3 protein-coding genes are annotated in these 2156 nt (G+C 68.6%); 2 read left to right on the top strand and 1 reads right to left on the bottom strand.

The window, feature by feature from the left end; translation table 11 throughout:
• Window positions 1–202, top strand: a 202-nt coding sequence (locus tag AC5WS8_RS39025) for a hypothetical protein (protein WP_496108216.1), incomplete at its 5' end; no start/stop codon positions are given.
• A gap of 402 nt (window positions 203–604) precedes the next feature.
• On the opposite strand, the gene AC5WS8_RS39020 is transcribed toward AC5WS8_RS39025, so the two are convergent.
• Window positions 605–955 carry a hypothetical protein gene (locus AC5WS8_RS39020; protein ID WP_496108215.1) on the bottom strand — a complete coding sequence of 117 codons (351 nt, stop codon included), beginning with the start codon at window positions 953–955 and terminating at the stop codon, window positions 605–607.
• A gap of 302 nt (window positions 956–1257) precedes the next feature.
• On the opposite strand from AC5WS8_RS39020, the gene AC5WS8_RS39015 reads away from it, so the two are divergent.
• The coding region (locus AC5WS8_RS39015) for a hypothetical protein (RefSeq protein WP_496108214.1) at window positions 1258–2156 on the top strand (899 nt) is incomplete at its 3' end.

Genomic DNA, 2156 nt, shown 5'->3' with positions numbered 1-2156 from the left:
GACAGCTACGCGCCGGGACCTGCAGGAGCTGAGAGAGCGCGCGGTGGAGCTTCCCTGGCCGGAGGTCGCCGCGCTGTACGAGCGGCTGGTGCGGGAAGGCCGTCGCAGCGAGGCGCAGGTGCTGTTGGAGGCGACAGCCGACCGCCCGCAGGCGGACCGCCGGCATATCGAGGACTGTCTGGGCGGCAGGCGGCAGGGATGACTGCCTGGGCGAGTCGCGGCCCGGGCCGGTGCGCCGGGCCAGGGTCGGGCAGTCGGCACGCCGGGAGGAGCGCGCCCGTGCACCTTCGCCGGGCGCGGTCTTGTGGGAGCGCAGGGCACCGAGGACGCCTGTGCGCTGCGGCACCGGGCGGCGGGCATCCGCTGGGTCGGGCGGGTTTGGACGCCGTTGTCGTCGGCGGCGGTCGGTGCGCCGACCGGGGTTTCGGGGCCGGCTGCGGCTCACCTGTGTTGCGGTGCGGTCAGGAACGGGCGCGTGTGGAGGGCCGTGGCCCGTCGGCAGAGTGCTGGCCGCCCGGGCCCGACGGCTGCCCGGCCCTGTCGGTCGCCAGCGCGAACAGCGTTGAGTACGCCGGTCAGGAGTCCGGCTTCCGCGTTGACGCGCTCAGGGATCGTGGCGGCTGGCCCTGCTGGTTCCGGGCAGCCCTCCGCCGCGTGGAGGCCAGCGGGGCCTGTTGCTTCCGCGCAGGGAGAGCATGGACAGAACCTTGAGGAGGACCTTGGCGCGATCGGCGGAGTCCTGTGGCATGACGGACTGCACCAGCAGCACGAGCAGGCTGAGCAGGGCAAGCAGCACGTCGGGCACCAGCAGCGCCCACCAAGGGATATGTGCCAGGGCGACGCCTGCCACGCCGGCACCGTTGAGGACTATGCCCGCTCCGGCTGCGAGGGTTTTGCCGTGCCCGGCCGACGGGTTCACGGCGCCGCGCCGTACGGATGGCTTCTTCGACGACATAGCGATTCTCCACAGTCTCGGGCAGGAGCGAATAACGGCACGCCTCTGGACGCCGCATTCGGTGAAATCAGGGTTTCGTCGATCCTGCGTCCGGCCCGATTTCTTACGCAAGTGCCAAAAGAATGTTTCCGTGACTGAAAATATTGGCGATGGGGGTTGAGTTGGGGGCTTTCGGAGATGGTCCGCTGGAGCCGGGTAGAAGAAAAGTGGGGAGACCTACTAACAGGGCCGCTGGCATCGACAGCGGAGAGGAAGAGCTGGACCCCGCGGTGCGCGTCTGGGTTCAGGAATTGTGCGTATTCGTGGACGCGCGATTCGAATACAGAAAAAATGCTGCGGAGAGGATTGGGACGTCCCCTTCACGGCTCACGAAGGTCCTGCAGGGCAGGGACGCGCTGCACCGAACGCAACTGGAGGTGCTGCTGACTGGCTCAGATACGCTCACTGACGAGGCGGCGGCGCAGTTCCGTCGGCTGTACATGGCGGCGTTGGAGGTACAGGCGCCGCAGCGGTACCAGCAGTACCTCCTCGAGGACGCTCACGAAGAAGCCGTCACCGAGGCGCGCCGGATCCAGGGACGCTACGACCGGCTGCGGCAGGAGTACCAGGACGCGGCCGAGAACCTGCGCCGGGAGCAGGACCGAGTCGGTGAACTGGAGGCTGCCCTCGGCGACCGTGACCGCACTCATCGACGCACGCTCCGCGATCTGAGATGGAGCCTGCGCAGCGAGCGCGACGCACGCACCACGGCGCAGGAAGAGCTGGAGCGGCAACGCACTCGTCAGGCCGCCCTCGAGCAACAGGTCAGCGAACTCGCCGAAGAAGTCACGCAGGCACGGCGCGAGCGCGACGCTGCTCGCCTCGAAGCGCTCAAACTGCGTGAGCAACTGAACGAAAACCAGGCAAATCTCATACGTCTGGAGCAGGAGCGAGATCGACGCCAGGCCGAGGAAGCGGTCATGGCCGAGGCCGCCGGTGCCGTTGACGCCAGCTTGGACCGGGCCCAAGCACCAGTTGCCGAACCGGCCCCGGCTCCTGAGCCCGCCGCAACCACCCCCGCCTCTGTCGCCGCTTCCACCCCCATCACAGCTGACAAGCCGATGGCCACAACGACCCGCCCCTCCACTCGCCCCACAGCCCGGGCGGCCAGCCCCCTCCCCCACTCGGCAGACGCGCCAAAAGCGAAGTTCGAGCGGACTAA

The organism is Streptomyces sp. PTL18, assembly GCF_059510295.1.
The sequence above is the reverse complement of the archived record's forward strand: the minus strand, read 5'-3'. Positions and strand labels throughout refer to the sequence as shown.

Coding starts and splice junctions, on each gene's coding strand:
- AC5WS8_RS39020 (WP_496108215.1), bottom strand. CDS start 955: ATGTCGTCGAAGAAGCCATCCGTACGGCGCGGCGCCGTGAACCCGTCG.